Origin of the sequence: Aurantibacter crassamenti (assembly GCF_016811105.1) — a bacterium.
GTDB lineage: Bacteria > Bacteroidota > Bacteroidia > Flavobacteriales > Flavobacteriaceae > Aurantibacter_A > Aurantibacter_A crassamenti.
The window spans coordinates 401,042-418,984 of sequence record NZ_JAFBGM010000002.1 but is presented as its reverse complement, the minus strand read 5'-3'; the positions used below and the strand labels follow the sequence as shown (position 1 = coordinate 418,984).

At 36.0% G+C, this 17,943-nt stretch carries 14 protein-coding genes; 9 read left to right on the top strand and 5 right to left on the bottom strand.

All coding sequences use genetic code 11. The features are described 5' to 3' along the window. Window positions 1-32 precede the first annotated feature (32 nt). The 5 genes from JQC67_RS14395 to JQC67_RS14375 form a co-directional block, all read right to left on the bottom strand. On the bottom strand, window positions 33-1,244 hold the full coding sequence (locus JQC67_RS14395; RefSeq protein WP_203253618.1) for an MFS transporter: 1,212 nt from the start codon (window positions 1,242-1,244) through the stop codon (window positions 33-35). Window positions 1,245-1,256: 12 nt separating this feature from the next. Next, window positions 1,257-2,882, bottom strand: coding sequence for an arylsulfatase (locus tag JQC67_RS14390; RefSeq protein ID WP_203253617.1), 1,626 nt, complete (start codon window positions 2,880-2,882; stop codon window positions 1,257-1,259). Window positions 2,883-3,028: 146 nt separating this feature from the next. Then, window positions 3,029-5,902: a TonB-dependent receptor gene (locus JQC67_RS14385; protein ID WP_203253616.1), complete on the bottom strand. Its 2,874-nt coding sequence runs from the start codon at window positions 5,900-5,902 to the stop codon at window positions 3,029-3,031. 302 nt (window positions 5,903-6,204) lie between these two features. Beyond that, the gene (locus JQC67_RS14380; RefSeq protein ID WP_203253615.1) at window positions 6,205-7,116 is read right to left on the bottom strand and encodes a helix-turn-helix domain-containing protein; all 912 of its coding nucleotides are present in this window, start codon (window positions 7,114-7,116) and stop codon (window positions 6,205-6,207) included. A gap of 22 nt (window positions 7,117-7,138) precedes the next feature. Beyond that, window positions 7,139-7,900: a cyclase family protein gene (locus JQC67_RS14375; protein WP_203253614.1), complete on the bottom strand. Its 762-nt coding sequence runs from the start codon at window positions 7,898-7,900 to the stop codon at window positions 7,139-7,141. Window positions 7,901-8,082: 182 nt separating this feature from the next. On the opposite strand from JQC67_RS14375, the gene JQC67_RS14370 reads away from it, so the two are divergent. From JQC67_RS14370 to JQC67_RS14330, 9 genes are all read left to right on the top strand, one after another. After that, complete coding sequence (locus JQC67_RS14370) at window positions 8,083-9,153, top strand: aromatic ring-hydroxylating dioxygenase subunit alpha (RefSeq protein WP_203253613.1); 1,071 nt, start codon at window positions 8,083-8,085, stop codon at window positions 9,151-9,153. Then, on the top strand, window positions 9,143-10,126 hold the full coding sequence (locus JQC67_RS14365) for a PDR/VanB family oxidoreductase (protein ID WP_203253612.1): 984 nt from the start codon (window positions 9,143-9,145) through the stop codon (window positions 10,124-10,126). Before JQC67_RS14370 ends, JQC67_RS14365 begins: the two co-directional genes overlap by 11 nt. Window positions 10,127-10,231: 105 nt before the next feature. Continuing rightward, window positions 10,232-11,449, top strand: a complete 1,218-nt coding sequence (locus tag JQC67_RS14360; protein WP_238934803.1) for an MFS transporter — start codon at window positions 10,232-10,234, stop codon at window positions 11,447-11,449. Between the two features lie 41 nt (window positions 11,450-11,490). Further along, entirely contained in the window at window positions 11,491-12,084 is a 594-nt protein-coding gene (locus JQC67_RS14355; RefSeq protein ID WP_203253610.1) for a protein-methionine-sulfoxide reductase heme-binding subunit MsrQ, read from the top strand. Between the two features lie 375 nt (window positions 12,085-12,459). Then, window positions 12,460-13,554 carry a serine hydrolase domain-containing protein gene (locus tag JQC67_RS14350; RefSeq protein ID WP_203253609.1) on the top strand — a complete coding sequence of 365 codons (1,095 nt, stop codon included), beginning with the start codon at window positions 12,460-12,462 and terminating at the stop codon, window positions 13,552-13,554. 48 nt (window positions 13,555-13,602) lie between these two features. Continuing rightward, window positions 13,603-14,889, top strand: coding sequence for a DUF3089 domain-containing protein (locus JQC67_RS14345; protein WP_203253608.1), 1,287 nt, complete (start codon window positions 13,603-13,605; stop codon window positions 14,887-14,889). Between the two features lie 480 nt (window positions 14,890-15,369). Next, entirely contained in the window at window positions 15,370-15,945 is a 576-nt protein-coding gene (locus JQC67_RS14340) for a hypothetical protein (protein WP_203253607.1), read from the top strand. Then, window positions 15,938-16,603: a hypothetical protein gene (locus JQC67_RS14335; RefSeq protein ID WP_203253606.1), complete on the top strand. Its 666-nt coding sequence runs from the start codon at window positions 15,938-15,940 to the stop codon at window positions 16,601-16,603. The genes JQC67_RS14340 and JQC67_RS14335 overlap by 8 nt, the downstream gene beginning before the upstream one ends. Before the next feature lie 228 nt (window positions 16,604-16,831). Beyond that, window positions 16,832-17,791: a hypothetical protein gene (locus JQC67_RS14330; RefSeq protein ID WP_203253605.1), complete on the top strand. Its 960-nt coding sequence runs from the start codon at window positions 16,832-16,834 to the stop codon at window positions 17,789-17,791. Window positions 17,792-17,943 lie beyond the last annotated feature (152 nt).

Genomic DNA, 17,943 nt, shown 5'->3' with positions numbered 1-17,943 from the left:
CCTAGGCACCTAATTTCTCATAAACTATTTATCTACTTGCTTACGCTCTCAACAAACACTTTTCCCTTAGTTTCCTCTAATTTGGATAAGAAAAATAAGGCTAATACTGCCAATGCAGCAGCAACCCATAAAAATGCTGATTCATCAAAAATATCTGAAAGTGCTCCAGATACGGCAGGAATAATTACACCACCAACTATTTCTGCAACCGCAGTAACAAAACCAATTGCCTTTGCTTTTAAATGATTAGGAACGGCTTCAGAAGGAACTATAGCAGCAACTAGAGGTATTGCACCTACCATAGCGTAACTTAAAAACATTGCTGGTAAATGAATACCGGACCCATTTAGAAAATAGACTGCAAAAGGATAGAATATACCCAGACCAACAGCTATATAAAGTGCTTTTTTTCTTCCAATCTTATCAGAGATACCTGGAAAAAATAAAGATGAAATAAGCATCGCAACACCTAATAGTCCCATGGTTTTTTGCATATCACCAGCAGACATTCCTTGTACATCAGTAAAGTATTTGGTAATGAATGGTATAGTAGCAAACCACCAACCAAAGACGCAGCAAGCCAAAGCAGTTCCCCATTTTATATTCTTGTAAGCCCAAATTTCTTTTAGTGCAAAACCAGTATCGTTTTCAGCGCCCCTGCTTTCTGTAGTTGATTTTTTAAGATAGAAGGCCGCAATTAGCCCTAATACCAAACCAGGAACACCAGCAATGTAAAAGGCTGTACGCCAACCCATATTTTCTGCTATTTGAATCAAAATTACGGGTGCTAAAATAGAACCAAATAATGCTCCACCTACCGCTTGTAATATGCCTACATTTAGACCAAGTCTACTAGGTGTAGATTCTCGTTCCACAAAGACTTGCGCCAATGGAATTACCGGTCCTTCTGCCAAACCCATAATTAAACGAGCCACCAATAAGGTACCAAAACCAATAGCCATACCTGAACCAAATGAACAGACAGAAAAAATAACGATGGCAATTAGAAACGTGATTTTGTTTTTGTTTTTAGACTCTGACCATGCTGTAGTATAATAACTTGAAAAAGCCCAAGCCAAAGACAATACTGCTGCTAAGAGTCCTATTTGAGTATTATTTAAATTAAGGTCTTTGGCTACGAAGGGTACTAAATAATTTAGCGCTAACCTGTCAAAAAATAGTACTCCAAAGGTCAAGGCCATTAAGCTAACTATTCCATTTTCGTATGAGAAGAATTTTTTCATTGCTACAATTATTTAATGTGGTGATTTTCTAAACTGTGTTTTTTTACCCATCTCATCTGACCATTCGATAACTCCATTTGCATTTGCCCAAACATTATAAATCGAATCCATTTTAGCAATGATTTCTGGCTTAGAAGCAGCGATATCATTAGATTCTGTTCTATCTGCAGAAAGGTCATAAAGTTCCCACTCTTTTTGGTACTGATGAACACCCTTTAAATCGCCCAACCAAACCGCACGGTCTCCAAACCATTCAAAACAAATGGGTTGTTCCCTGTTCCAATCTTCACCTTGTAATAAGGGCAGAAAACTTTCACCGGCTAGGGCGTTAGCTTTAATGTTATTATAGGTTTCAGGATATTCAATACCGGCGATATCTAATAAAGTGGGCATTATATCTACCACGTGGCTACCGCCTTTCATTACCTTTCCCGTTTCTTTTTGATTTGGATAACGAATGATGAATGGTGTTGCTAGGCCCCCTTCATAAGGAGATGATTTATAACTTCTTAATGGACTGTTAGACACCTGTGCCCATTTTTTCGAATACGATTCCATTGAACCCTCAGTACCCACAGGGCCTTCATTTCGTTTAACCGTAAAAGGCATTTTGCCAACATCCATATTTTCAGCGCCATTATCAGATAGAAAAATAACTACGGTATTATCCAATTGACCAGTTGTACCTAAATAATTCAGTAGTTTTCCGATATTTTGGTCTAAATTGTCTACCATAGCGGCATAAACTTCCATTTTAAGTGTCCATTCGTTTTTTTCTTCTTCAGTTAAACTATCCCAAGGTGGTAATAATTTATCTTTAAAGAGATTCCAGTCTTCATCAGCAAGTCCTAGTTTTTTGATGTTCTTAAAACGGAGTTTACGTAGTTCATCCCAACCAGCGTCATATTTTCCTTTATACTTGGCAATATCTTCTGGTTTTGCATGTAATGGCCAGTGGGGAGAATTATAGGCCATATACAGTAGAAATGGTTTTTCTGCTGGATTTTTCTTTACAAAATCTATAGCTCTTGTAGTTAGTTCATCCGTAAGGTAAAAATCCTCCTTTTCTATATTATAAACCTCATTGCCTTCATACAAAAATGCTGTTGAAGGTGGACCTTTTAGCAAAGGTTTAGTATCAAAATAACTAGCACCACCATCTAAAAAGCCAAAGAAATTATCAAAACCACGTTGTAATGGCCAATGAGGTCTTTCATTACCTACGTGCCATTTACCGGCCATATATGTTGAATAACCACCTTCTTTAAATACTTCGCCCAGGGTAAGGGATTCTTTATTAATGTAACCTTCATAACCTTTTACCCCAAAATCTTCATTGAAAAAACCCATACCTGCTTTGTGCGGATATTGCCCAGTAAGTAAACTAGTGCGTGAAGGCGCGCAGATGGTATTGGTGTAAAAGCGCGTTAACCGTGTTCCTTCATTCGCAAGACGGTCTAAGCTGGGTGTGTTTATTTCCGATCCGTAGTTTCCTAAATCTGAAAAGCCCATATCGTCTGCCAAGATTAAAACAATGTTCGGTTTTTTTTCTGGCTGGGTAGCCTCTTTTTTGTTTGTAGCGGCGTCTTTACAACTAAGACAGAAAAGGGTAAAAACTCCTAAAATCAGTATTCTCATAAAACAATTTTTAAAATTATAAAACGCTCATTTTCAGTAAGTAAAACATCAAACTGGAGTTTGTCTTTTGAAAGAAACTAAGGATATAGAATTTGAAATTCAATATCCTTAGCGTAAAACACTTATTCAATAAACAAAAACAATAATTAGAATCTATAAGTGGCCGTTAAGAAATAAGCTCTTGGCATGCTTCCTTGGGTCGAAAAAATAGCATTAGGATTGTTGGCGATAAAATCTGGTGGAAAACCATCTCTGTTTAGTGCTGCAGGGAAACCTCCAGGTCCTTGCCATCCTAAAATTCCGTACTTATCCAAGACGTTGTTAATGTTCAATTGTAAACCGAATTTTTTGGAAAAATCGTAACCGAAGGCTAAATCTACACTACCGAATGCTGGTAATAGAAATGAATTGGGCACGTTAGCCTGTCTTGCTCCCATATAACTATAGTTTAAAGAGCTATAGAATTTTTCACCGTTGTAAATTGGGTTAATATTGAATATTACGTTTGCACTGTTATCTGCTTCATTGCCCGAGTATTCAATAATGGTATCGTCTGCCGGCCCATCTCTTCCTTCATTCCAAGTCGTGTATTTGTCGGCTTTAGCATATTGAATTACCGCATTACTTCTTACCATCCATTTATCGGTTAAATTAATGGTTGTTTCTAACTCAAAACCAAGAGTTGTATACTCGGCAAATTGAAAAGGAGGTGAATACCTGGTACCATCTTCATTTGAAAATGTTTGAATATTAGGTACATTATTCAGGTTGCTGTAAAAAGGTGTTGCTACCAATTGTAGTTTCTCGGTATTTACTTTATAGCCTATTTCAAATTGAGTTATTTCTTCCAGTAATGCTGGTGTATTTTCTACCAATGCATCATCATTTAAATCAAGGTAGAAGAAAGTTGATGGTGCTTTATTACCGCGAGCAAATCTGGCATAAATTGCTTGCTGTTCACTGAATTTATAGTTAAGACCTGCGGTATAAGAAAAACTATTTAATTTATAATCGTAATTAACAGGGGCACCTGCGGTACCACCACCGTTATCCCAAAGAGTTAGCGGGTTTCCATCAAGCCCACCAAAAGATGGGTCATTTTGTCGTGGATTTGGAACACCAATAGAATTAAAACCTTTAGAGGTTACATCTTCATATCGCATCCCATAATCCAATGTAAGTTTTGGTGTAATCTTCCAATTATGACCAAAGAAAAGCGCAAAAATACCCTGTGTGGTTTCACCATCATCGGATCCAGTCCATCCAACATTCATAAAGCCTTCTGGACTAGTAACTTCATAGGTTTGACCATTGTTTGCATCTAACGTAATTTGGGCAGGAACTGGTTGGTTTTGAATTAAACCACCACTTAGACCCATACCTTTGCTCCAGTTTGTAATATCTAATTTAGAACGGCTATAAAAACTACCTAAATTAAAACTACTTTTCTCTGTTTTTTTAGTAAACACCAATTGATTGGCAATTTCATTTCTGTCAATATCTTGATAAAACAATGGCATGAACAACAGCGAATTTGGTTGAATGTTAGATCCAGGAAAATTATTGTTAGGCCCTGGTGTAAGAATTGCTGGAGGTCCAGGGACGGCATTTGGACCTACATTTGGCGCTAAATTAACAGTACCGAATTCCTGTCCTGTTCTCGGATCTGCAAAACGATATGTTCCTGTTCTGGCAGGGTTTGGACCAGCAAACAAACCAGGTATCGCATAAAAAAGAAAACTGGTAGTGCTTATTGGCGTAACTACTGCTGTAGCGTTTCTTTCATCATCTTTTCTTGAATATTTAAAATCGTTCTTTAAAGAAAAACCATTGCCCAGATCCTGTTTCCAATTAAAACCAATTGACCGGTCTATGTTGTGTAATAAATCTGTAGAATTGATGGTTCTTGTACCCGTTTCATTAAAAGGTACTTCCATTGAAAAGTCATATAAAGCATAAGAATCGTATTTGGAAAAGCCATCTGCAATTTGTGGGTCTTGCCAATTGGTAGATGGTATAAATGCCATTCTATCATTCTTATCGTTTAGATATTTTAAGTTCAATTGAAAGAATCCTGTTTTATATTTTTTTACCAAGTTAGCTCTTATCTGACCACCTTTGTTTACAGGATATCCGCGATCTCTTGCGCCGTCCGATTGGCGGAAGAAACCTCCAACATTATAAGTCCAACCATTACTCATTGGTCCGCCAACATTAAAGTCAGCCCTGTAATATGGGTTTTTTCCATTACCTTCTAGACCATACTTGGCACGTACTTCGCCAGCAAATTCATCACCTCCGGTTTTAGAAACGTAATTAAAAATACCTCCTGGGGCGTTTGCACCAAGAATAGATGCGGTACCACCTCTAACGGCTTCTACTCTTGCTGTCATGGCATCAGCTCTCAAAAATAAATCTGGAAATAATTCCACATTTGTAATAGGTAGACCATCTTCTTGTAAGGATACATATCTATAACCATTAATATTATCAATTGAGTTTGCCGAAAGTCCTCTAGAATAAACCGAGTTCCAAATTTCACCACGTGCTTGATTTACAAACACACCTGGTATATTCTTTAAAAGATCTGCAGAACTGGTGGGTGCGACTCTCGCCAGTTGTTTAGCACCGATAGTTGTAATCGCCACAGATGCATCCATACGACTACGTGAATCAAAAACACCAGTAACAACAACATCATCTAATTGCGTAGCATCTTCTGCTAGCGAAACAGATAAAGGTTGTGATTGCGGAACGGACACAGAAATTTTCTTTCTTGTGAAACCTACATAGGATATAATGATTTTATAATCTCCAGAATCAAGACCGCTAAGTCTAAAATTTCCATCAAAATCTGTCATGGTTCCATTCTTTGTCCCTTCTATTAAAATGGATGCACCGGGTAGTACAGCACCAGACTCATCTTTTACTTGACCAGTAATTTCGCCTGTTTGAGCTTGGGCAAAACTAATCAATAAGAATCCAAAACAAGATAAAAGTAGTCGAACGTGATTTTTCATTTGAGTTAGTTTAAGTTAATTAAAAAATGATAATTATCATTATATTTATCCAATATTATCATTATGGTAAAAAATACATTGTCAAATTTCATATTTAATAACACGTTCTGTGAATCATAAAAAGAACAATACTATTCAAAATCAATACATAGTAAGTGTTAAATGTTTATTTAACAGGTTAAGCAAATAGGTATAGGCTTTTTAATTACAATAAGAATACCTTAATAACATTGATTATAGTAGGTGATGAGTCAAAACTAAATAAGCGATTTATATACAATCTAGAAGAAAACTAAATCCGTCTAATTTTTTTCCGCGTATTCTTTAGGTGAGAGTCCTGTTTGCTTTTTAAAGAAACGGGCAAAATTACTTGGTGTTTGATCACATAACTTTACGGCAATTTCAGAAATATTAAGCTCAGAATGTTGAATAAGGGTTTTGGCCTCTAGAATCAACATTTCTTTTAAAAGATCCTGTGCGGTTTTATCTATAGCAGTTTTTACACATTTATTAAGATAATTTGGAGTGACATTTAAAAGATTCGCGTAGTCAGAAATATTCTGGAATTCATAAATATGCTTAGTCAAAGCATGTTTATAGCGCTTGGTAATTTCATAATTCGACTTTCTGTTTTTTGCAACAGTATGCACAGAAACGGCTTTTAACTCTTCAAACATTGCCATTAAGTATAATGAAAATAGGTTTTTATTGTATTCTTCTTTTCTATACAACAAAAACAAACGTTCCAAAATATTTTCAACAACCTGCTTAGTATTTGGTTGTAGTTGCAGCACAGGATTTGATTGGTATTGAAAGAAACCATATTGTTCACTCAATAGAATCTTTGGAAAAATATCAAATATCTTCTCATGAAAATGACAGTAAAAACCTTCTGCATCTTCACTAATCATTTTATGTTCTGTAATTTGATAGGCTGGCAGAAAAAAAATAGCTGGAGCATTAATAACATAGCTGTTTAGACCTTTACTTCTTTTAGAGGTTCCTTTTGTTAAAAAAAAGAAATCATGGTATGTTTTTCGGTGAGGCAGTACATGAAAGCTTTTTTTGTCTGAAATATCATCTACTCTGTTGATATGGAAGTCTGGGTGCTTTGTATTGGAAATTATTGGTAACCATTCAATGGAATGCATATGAAAATTAGAAATTTCATAAGAACTTAAAATGGGTATACTATTCTCTTTTCCAATTTTCATAATTGCATCAAAAAAATTAAAGTTATGATTTTAAAATAGCAACAGCTCTAGTCCAGCCAGCACTTCCTCTTTCAATCTTTGCCGGAAAACAGGCAACTTTAAAGCCAAATGGGGGAAGTTTATCTAAGTTAGCCAATTTTTCAATTTGACAGTATTCTTTTTCAATACCTACGTAATGTGCTTGCCATATAACCCCAGCTCTTGGGTTCGCTTTAAAATCGGCAGCTTGCAAATGGAGTGGAATATCCCAACCCCAACCATCGGTGCCCATAACTTTTACACCCTGGTCAATAAGCCAATGGGTTGCTTTTGCAGAAGCTCCTACATGAATTTTTACATAATCAGGATCATGCAACCGTTTATCTGCGTCGCAACGTATTAGTACAATGTCATAAGGTTTCAAGGTGTAGTTTATGTCTTGTAACTTTTCAATTAAATCTTCAGGTTCAAACATATATCCATCAGGTTTGTCGGTGAAATTTAAAACAACTCCATCTCTAAAAAACCATTCTAATGGCATCTCGTCAATAGTTCTCGAAGGTTTTCCTGCACAAGTTGGAAAGTAATGATATGGCGCATCTACATGTGTGCCAGAATGAGTATTTACCGTAAGAAATTCTCCAGCAGGACCGTTTCCATCAGGAAAAACAGAGCTGTCCACGCCTCCAAAAAGCATTCCTCCCATTTTTTTTGCTCCTTCCTTATGATCTTCATAAATGATGGTTGTTGGAAAAGGTTCTGTTATTTTTTCTGAAATAGTTACTGAAAGGTCTATAATTTTCATTATTTGTAATTTTTTAGACTATAAAATGTAAATTTCATAAAAATTATTTGCATTATGTAGTCATTTTTATGCCGGTACCATTCATTATCAATACTTTTTATTGAATTTACGAAATATTTAAAGAAATTGTATTCTAATTTAAACCTTTTTTGTTTAAAATATTCCCGTTAAAAATTTAATTTATGCAAAGTTTTACCATGAACGAATCTTTTCCCTTGAATGCTTGGTACGCCGTAGCATGGGATGTGGAACTGAAAAATGAATTATTGCCAAGAACCATTTGCAACAAGGCTTTGGTTTTATATCAAAAAAAAGATGGTACACCTGTAGCCTTAGAAGATGCCTGTTGGCACAGACTCTTACCCTTGTCAAAAGGAAGTTTAAGAGGCGATACGGTTGTATGTGGTTATCACGGATTAGAATATAAAAGTGATGGAAGATGTTCTTATATGCCATCTCAAGAAACCATCAATCCCTCGGCATGTGTACGCTCATATCCGGTAATTCAGAAATATCGGTTTATCTGGGTATGGATGGGAAATCCTGCTTTGGCAGACGAAAAATTGATTCCTGATATGCATTGGAATGATGACCCGGAATGGGCGGGTGACGGACAAATGATCAAGGTGCATTGTAATTACAGATTGGTAGTGGATAATTTGATGGACCTAACCCATGAAACCTTTGTGCATTCAGAAAGCATTGGTGACCGCAATGTAGCAGAAGCACCTTTTGATGTGCACTACGATGAAAAAACGGCTACTGTTACTCGATGGATGAAGGGCATACAGCCTCCACCTTTTTGGAAAGGACAATTAAACAGAGTTCATAAGCATGAGGGTGATGTAGATCGTTGGCAGATTATCAAATTTGAAGCTCCTTGTACGGTCAATATTGATGTTGGAGTTGCCATTGCTGGAACTGGTGCGCCAGAGGGTGACCGTTCTCAAGGTGTAAATGGTTATGTTTTAAACACCATTACACCTTCTACTAATCAAACCTGTCTTTATTTTTGGGCCTTCAGCCGAAATTACAATCTAAAAGACCAAAGCAATACCACAGAACTTAAAAATGGGGTTGCCCATATTTTTTCTCAGGATGAGGATATTTTAGAGGCCCAACAAAAGGCAATCAACGAAAACCCGGACCGTGAATTTTATAATTTGAATATAGATGCCGGAGCCATGTGGGCCAGAAGGATTACCAATAAAATGGTTGAAGAGGAACAAGAAACTAAAATCGATGCGCTATAGAAATTCGTGGATTGACGCTACCGTAGTCGCTATTGAACAAGTAGCAAAGTCGGTAATGCAAATACAAATACTCCCCTTGAACGGTGCTACAGAATGCTATACAGTTGGTTCGCACATAGATGTTTCGGTTTTGATAGATGGTAAGACCGAAATTAGAAGCTACTCCTTGGTTGGTGAATATGAGTCTAATACACCATATATCATTGCTGTAAAACTACTACCGTCAAGCAAGGGCGGCTCTAAGTACATGTGGTCATTAGCAGCAGGAAACAAAATTAGAATATCGCAACCTACCAATAATTTTGAGTTAAGCCATAATACCAATGACTATCTTTTGATTGCCGCTGGAATTGGGATTACCCCAATTATTGGGATGGCAAAAACCTTAAAGAGAAAAACAGGGCTTACAGTGAAAATGCTGTATGCGGGTAATAACAAGAAGGAAATGCCTTTTCTTGAGGAACTCCAATCTCTTTTAGGAGTAGACCTCATGTTGCATTATAGCGATGCGCAAGGGTTTTATAACACCACAAAATTAATAGATTTGGCTAGTGCCAAAACACAAATTTACCTCTGCGGACCATTACCGTTTATGAACGCTGTTCGAAAAACATGGGAAGACGGGCCTTTTGAAAATTCCAATTTACGTTTTGAAACATTTGGTGCATCGGGTCTATTTGCCCCACAAGATTTCTTGGTAAAGATTCCAAGATTTGATTTGCAAATCAAGGTAAAAAAGAACAAAACGATATTACAAGCCTTAGAAGACGCCCATATAGATGTAATGTACGACTGTAAAAAGGGAGAATGCGGATTATGTCAAGTGGATATTCTTGAATATTCTGGCGATATTGACCACCGTGATTTCTTTTTTAGCGAATCTGAAAAAGGAGAAAACGATAAATTGTGTGCTTGTGTAAGTAGAGTGGCCAATGGGAGTATTACGATCGATACTTCATATAGGGGCGTATAAATCATATTTCGAGTTAGATCAACAATGACACGACCAACTAAACAACTTTTAGACCAATGTACAATTTCTAAGCTCCAGTACGCTACAATATTCATCTGTTTTGTAATGAACATTTTGGATGGCATGGACGTACTTGTTATCTCTTATTGTGCACCTACCATTGCCCAGTCTTGGAATGTGAGCCCTGAAGCATTGGGCGCGGTTTTTAGTTCTGGTCTAGCAGGTATGGCCTTAGGAGCATTACTGTTGGCTCCCTATGCCGATTTTATAGGACGTAAAAAAATGATTCTGCTTAGCGCTTTTTTAATGGGCATAAGTATGTTTTTGACGGGCTATACTGAGAGTGTTTTACAATTGATCATTCTGCGTTTTATAAGTGGATTGGGTATTGGGAGTATGTTGGCTAGCACAGCAGCCCTAACAGCTGAGTATACCCCAAACAAAAGTAAAGACTTTTGGGTAAGTTTTGTCATCGGTGGTTACCCAGTAGGTGCCGTTATGGCCGGTTATGTTGCCGCCTATGTCATACCAACTTTCGGGTGGCAACTTATGTTTAAATTGGCAGGTTTCGCATCCCTCATAACCCTCCCTTTAATTTACTTTTTCCTATCAGAATCAATTGAATTCTATCTTAGAAAACAACCTAAACATGCATTGGAAAAGGTGAATTTAATTTTTGGAAAAATGCAGTTGCAGCCTTTGGTTGAATTACCGCAGAAATTACCTAAAAATATAGGAATACCTGTAAAACAATTACTTACAAAAAAATATCAAATTCCTACCATACAATTATGGACGGCGCTTTTCTTTGCCTTTGGATGCCTTTATTTTCTGGTAAGTTGGATTCCAAAATTGGCTACGAATGCGGGCTTGTCCATGGAACTGGCCATTTACTCGGGTACGGTTTTTAATGTAGGTGCATTTTTCGGTATTGTCATACAAGGGTATATTTCATCTAAAATGGGACTTAAAAAAACCATTGCTATATTCTTGGTTTCAACAGCTGTTTTAATGGCCATTTTTCAGATTTTTATTGATTCGAATGCGTTATTGTTCATTTTTGGCCTTTTAGGTTTTACCCTACAAGGTGGTTTTGTTGGGCTGTATGCCGTGGCTGCCCGTATGTATCCCACAGAATTTAGAACTACAGGTGTGGGTTGGGCCATTGGTGCAGGGAGACTGGGAGGTGTATTAGGTCCTGCACTTGGTGGTGTACTTGTAGGTATGGGGCTTTCGATGACCGCCAATTTTATGATTTTTGCCGTTCCTGCGCTTTTGGCAGGGGTAGTTACTTATTTTATTTCATCAATGGAAATTTCTTAGAAAAACACAGTATAAACAAGTATTACTCAAAGCGATCAACAATGAACAATTTGAAATCACTTCTCACAGGAAAATATATGCTTTGGCTTCTATTGGCCATACCGGGCGTTATGATGACTTTGGATTACGCAAAAGGACAATTTAAGTATGAAGATATCATGCATATTACCGGAGAATTTGCTGCTCGTATGTTGATTATAAGTCTTATTGCAACGCCAATACGTTTAATATTCCCTAAAACGAAAGTAGCGCAATGGTTATTAAGAAATAGACGCTTTTTTGGTGTTGCGGCATTTGCCTATACCTTACTCCATACCATTTTTTATGTGCTGGAATTTCCAATTTCTAAAATAGTAAATGAATCAATAGAGCTATCAATACTTACGGGGTGGATTGCCTTTTTCGTGTTTATTCCTTTAGCCATGACGAGTACCAATGCAGCAGTCAAAAGAATGGGGCGCAATTGGAAAAAGTTACAACAATGGGTGTATCTGGCTGCTATTATGGCTTTCGCTCATTGGGCACTTCTTGGGCTACAAGGAGAAGAAGGTAGTATGGCCGGAGCTTTGGCTCATTTTGTACCTGTAATGCTTTTACAGCTGTACCGGGTTTATAAGCAGAAGTTTTCAAAGTAATCAGCAAGATTATTAGATTTCTGTCTCCGTTGAATTATGCTTTAATTTTCATGCTAAAAACTGTAAAATAGAACTTCCCAATTTTGCTAGCCAAGGGGATTACTCTTATCCTTGAATTAAAACTCCAGTGAATGGTAAACCCAATGACTGAATACGCTCTTTGCTGTATTGCATTTACACTGCCCTAAATACCAATTCCGGAACAATAGTTTTAACAATAAATCGTTGTAATACGGTTATAAAAGGCTATTTGCAGTAATTAAACGGAACGTTTTGTAAGATGTGGTGGTTTACATTGGCCATTTTTTAAAAACTACACTTGGCTTTTATTTAATTAAACCTTTAGCGCATAAAGTAGTCAGAAAAATAAAATTAATGATGAATAGATACTTTATACTAGTGGTCTTATTTATTTTGGCAAGTTGTCAATCTGATGATACCATAGACCCCATTATAGAAGATGATACGGATACACCTAATACACCAGATGTTTCCTTGTATTTTCCGTCAACTTCTACCAACGAATGGGAAACGATAGCTCCTAATGAAATAAACTGGGATACGGACAAATTGGAAGAGCTCAGGAATTTTCTGATCGGTGAGAACACAAAATCATTTATGGTATTGCTCAATGGAAGAATTGTAGTTGAGGATTATTACAATGGCCATACGGCTAGCGATACTTGGCAGTGGAACAGCGCCGGCAAAACACTTGTTACCGCTACCGTTGGTATTGCGCAACAAAATAGTTTAATCAATATTGATAATAAGGTTTCTGATTATTTAGGTACCGATTGGACAAGTACAACACCACAGCAAGAAGATTTGATTACCGTTAAGAACCTGTTGTCTATGACTTCTGGTTTGGACGACGAGCCACAAGTAGTAATCAAAAGAAATTTAACCTATCTGGCCGATGCAGGTACAAGATGGGCCTATGGCAATGTTTTTCAGCGTTTAATGAATGTTGTAGAAGATGCCAGCGGAACGGAATTTGAAACGTATTTCAACAATGAGTTAGGCGATAGAATAGGAATGAACGGCTTTTGGAACAATGGTCTAATCTACCGCATTTATAATAGTGATACAAGGAGCATGGCTAAATTTGGGCTATTGGCTTCACAAAATGGAAATTGGGACGGAACGCAAATCGTTGATGAGAACTTCTTTATTGAAAGCAAAACAACTTCGCAAAATATCAATCCCTCGTACGGCTATCTCTGGTGGCTAAACGGAAAAAATAAGTACATGCTACCTTCCAGTCAAACGGAATATGACGGAACCCTTGTACCCAATGCTCCCAATGACATGGTTGCCGCTATGGGAAAAGATGAACAGCGCATCTATATTGTACCTAGTAGCAATCTGGTAATTCTAAGAATGGGTGAGGCTACGGTATCGGGTGATAATTTTGCCCTATCGTCTTTTGACAATATGTTTTGGGAAAAATTCAATGAAGTTATTAAATAATAAATACAGCTATTAACTGCTGTTCCTAAGTTTAGAATGCAAATACCAATGAAAAGCGAACTTAAAGTTTCAAAAGGGATTTCATTCTTAGAAAATCTTTTATTCAACCCTAGTATGAAGTTTAAAATGTTCTTTTGGCTTTGTTGCGCAATACTACTAATCAGTTGCTCAAAAGAAGGGGATGCTGTCGTTTCTGAAAATGAACAGCAATTGGAAATTCCGCTATCAAGTGTGGACTACGGTTCTATGGATAATTGGTATTTTCATCCTGATCAACCATTAAATTTTCTGAAAACCTATGATTTGGATATTGCTGTCATTGATGAAAATTTAAGCATTAGTGCTACCGTTGAGGTCAGCAATAATTCCGCTATAAATACAGGGATTGATGTATTTTGGGTACATCCTACCCATCTTATAAATCCACCGATATCCCCAGGTACGGTAGCAATTGAAAATCAGGATACCAATTTTATCGGGCTATCCATTTTGGCCCAGGGAGCATTATTGGCAAAGTATGGCCGATTTTATGCACCAAAATATAGGCAAGCCACACCTGCATCCTTCTTAAGCGCTTTTTATACGGAAGAAGAAAGGGCTGCAGCTTTATTGGAAACCTATTCCGACATTAAGGCATCTTTTCAAAATTATTTGGACAACCATAATAATGGGAATAAAATTATTCTTGCCGGGCACTCTCAAGGGTCATTTCTTTTGGCAATGTTAGTGAGAGACTTCTTTGATACGAATGCAGAGTTACGGGAAAAACTAGTAACGGCTGCCTTAGGAGGAATGGGCTATGTTTATGCGCTCGATAATTCCACCTTAGGGGGTTGGTGGCAAAACATAGGTCTTTGTAAGACTACGAGTGAGTGTGGGTGCGTTCATTACTGGAGAAGTTATGAAAATGATGAGACCATACCGGAGCCTGAAACAACCTTCCCGTCATACAGCGAGACTTTGGTAAATAGTGGATTGGTATATCGCACAACGGATGAAAACAAGGACACGTTTTATCAGGACAATTTAATTTTTGACTCCCAAAGTAGTCCATTGCGCTATATAACACCAGGTATTCCGTATAGTTTTAGTAATGGGGCAAATTTTGTAGCCTTTGACAATATGTACACAGCTCGTTTTAAAAGAACATCTAGTCAAAGAACGGGTTTGGCCGTTAATTACATTGCAAACGAATCTGACCAACGACCAAACGAATTAGAAAATTTAGAAAGTCCTATAATATTTTCGGACGGAGATTATCACGTTAAAGATTACCATATTTATATCTGGGCATTAATGCAACAAATAGATGCAAAGATTACGAATTGTCAATAACAGCTAAGCCCTATAATTAAAAATTTAGGACTAAAATAATTCGGTATAGTTTACAAATACGGTTGGCTTTAGTAAACCCACCACAATAGCAATCATATTTTCTACATAATTACAGTACCTTTTTTATGCGCTGGGTTTCAATGCAGAAAACAACATTATATAAAGCGTATCGTTACTTTTTAGTAGCAGTAGGTAACCAAAGGTGCTCCTAGATTTGTGTTTGAGGTAAACCAACAACCAACAACGAACAATCAACAACCAACAACAAACAACAAACAACCCACAACCAACTTTTACGGAAAACCGTACTACTCTTCTTGTAAGAATTTTTATCTTTCGAGGGAATACGAAAGCATACTTCCCTCTACTGCTTTAGAGATTAGAGCCGCTTGTAAGGATGTGAAGGTGTGATTAATCATATTCCTGAATATAGTAACTTGTATCTATATTCAATAGTTGTGCGTAAGCTGAAAAAAAAATATGGTACCAATTCAAGAACAAGGAGAAAAAAGTGGAATAGGTTATTCCTATAAACAGTTTTTAAAACGATTTTTTGAAATTTGCGAAAAGCATTTAAGCGATAATCGAGCGAAATCTTTTGCTTTTATATTTTACGAATTTCACAATCAGCAAATACGCGATATTTTTAAAAATCGTGGTGGATTTACCAGATTAGACAGACTTTCCGGAAAAGATTTGTCCGTTTTCTATATTGACTCTGAGAACAAAAGACTTGTCCAAGAATTTAACGAAATATTTTTAGGAGCATTTGAAATACAAGATAAAACAACTTTACCTTGTGTTGTATTTTTCAAAATGGAAGATAGCGATGTTGAAGATGTTCAAATAGTTGAACTATCTGAACCAGACAGAATGTTTGCATTTGAAGAATTATTTTCATCAATCGAAGATTATTTAAAAGATAGCCAAAAAATTATTACGCCAAAAAGAAATATACTACCAGAATTAGTTAAAAAAGCAAAAAAAATTGGAGTGGAACAACTGATGAAAGTAATAATACAGCAAGGTCTAAAAAAAGCTCTCGATATTGATTAATAAACAACTCATCATTAAAACTGAACAAACCGAATGGGATTTTGGAAATGAAATTCTATACAAAATGTGTCAACAGAATTTTGAACACAAACGGATTGACATAATTGTTGGTAAAGTAATATTAATTGGAAGAGCATACGCAGCCGCAATTGAGAGGCGGAAAAATAAAACAGAAGAAAACAACAACTTTTATATCGACAAAGTTGCACCAATGATTAAAAACTCAAAATTGGACGTTTTTATAGGTGAATTAAAATTGGAAACTGAAGTGAACGAAAAAAATATTGCAGATATTCTAAAACTTCACTTGTATTTAACCGAATTGATTAAAGAAATTACCGAACAGAATAAACGTTCTTTTTGCTCAAAATATTTACATTTCCATTTACCCAATCTGTTCTTTATTTACGACACAAGAGCAGTGAAGGGAATCCGCCTATTGAAAACAAAATTGCCGAGAAAGCATAAAACGGAATTGGGCGCTAATGGAATTGATAAAGAGTACGCAACATTTTTTTACAAATGCTACGAACAGAAAAAATTACTGGAAAAGGAATACAGCGGAATGTTATCGATTAGACATTTTGACAATATTTTAATGAAAGTTGTGGAATTTAGAGCGGAAAAGTCTACGCGCAAATATAAATATAAAACATAGCTAATATAGGCTTTCCAAGAGGTTTTTACCTATTTGCTATGACCGCCAAATTTTTAAATTAGGCTTTTTAAGAAATTTAAGATAAAAAGAAAAATTAAAAAATTTGGCTCGTGTATAATCCGAAAAGTTAGCGTCTATTTACACGCTACGTTTCATATTTGAGACCGCTAGGTGCAAGCTAAAGCAACATCACTAATTGAGATAAAAATTATTCTTTAAAGTAAATAAATGGAAAAACTTGAATTACATTATTACTTATCGGAAAAAAGCCATTCAATGGACGCCTTTGTCAAGAATAAAGCAGAAGCTGAATTATTAAAGGTTTTTAAAGAGATTTCTGATATTTTGGAACTCGATTTGAGTTTCGAAATTGAAGCCTTAACCGAAGGCGGTATTAAGGAGTTCATTAAAATCCTAAAAAAGAAAAAAACTAAAAAGCAAATTACCAAAATACTGGCTGTTATCGGAGTTATCTTTTCTGGTGTTTTAACAAATATTATTTCCGACCAATTAACCAAGAACCCAGAACTTGAAAAATCCCAACTAGAGGAGTCTCAACTTAATATTAAAAAACTAAAGAGAGACTTAGAAAAAGAGGATATTTCAGAAGCAGAAAGCACAATAATTATTGAGAATTTAACAATCCTAATATCAAATACTGATAAAATTAGATTTCATCGTTCAAATTTCTATTCTAACTTATTAAAAGAAAATAAAATTGAACAGATTAGTACAACTGAATTAGATGAAAACAATGTTCCTCTTTCAAAAGAGAAAAAAGTTTTGCGAGAGGATTTTAATAAATTCATCGTTCATAAAGTAAAAATTGATTCAGAGTTTGTTGAAGACGCTAATATTGAAATAGTTTCACCCGTTCTCAAAAGCGGAAAAATAAAATGGAGAGGATATTATGATACAAAACCAATTAGTTTCAATCTATTAGATTCAGATTTCAAAAATTCAGTCTTAAACCGTGAGGTAAGTTTTCAAAACGGAACATCAATTAAATGTTTGTTGGAATTTGAAAAGGAAATGGATGATGAAGGAAATATTAAAATAACCGAAATAAATGTTTTTGATGTAACTAATGTATTTGAAGGCGAAACAACAATTATAACAAAAAGAGGAAAAGAAATAATCGAAGAGAAAAAGCAAATCAAATTGGATTTCGGAACGAACGAAGAATAAAGCCTGCACATAACAACGTGTATAAAACATAGCTATTAAGGGCTTTTTGAGAGGTTTATATGTATTTGAGAAGACCGCAAAATTTTTAAATTTGGCTTTTAAAATAGAAAAGATAAAAACAAAAGATAAAAATTCGGCTCTGTGTTAATCCG